This window comes from Micrococcus sp. GbtcB5 (assembly GCF_019091605.1).
GTDB lineage: Bacteria > Actinomycetota > Actinomycetes > Actinomycetales > Micrococcaceae > Micrococcus > Micrococcus luteus.
The window spans coordinates 1-254 of sequence record NZ_JAGXJK010000283.1 but is presented as its reverse complement, the minus strand read 5'-3'; the positions used below and the strand labels follow the sequence as shown (position 1 = coordinate 254).

The 254-nt window shown below is 63.4% G+C and carries 1 protein-coding gene; it reads right to left on the bottom strand.

Annotated features, from left to right (window positions below; genetic code table 11):
- Positions 1–138, bottom strand: a 138-nt coding sequence (locus KVS67_RS12375) for an HTH domain-containing protein (RefSeq protein WP_256448036.1), incomplete at its 3' end; no start/stop codon positions are given.
- Positions 139–254: the final 116 nt, after the last annotated feature.

Here is a 254-nt window from a genome sequence, read left to right as displayed (position 1 = left end):
AGCGCGTTCGGTGTGGACCGGACCAGCGGCGGCCGACAACGCCTCCACGTCACGAAGGACCGTCCGCTGAGAGACCTCGAAGCGTTGGGCCAGCACCCGGCTGGTCATCCGTTCATGCGTCTGGAGGAGCAGCAGCATCGACAACAGCCGGGAGGACTACATGCTCAGATCCTGGCAGAGAACCTGACACGTACTGTCGTCTTCAGCTGCTCGGATGGACACGCCCACCACCCCCGAGCTAGGAGGAACCTCAT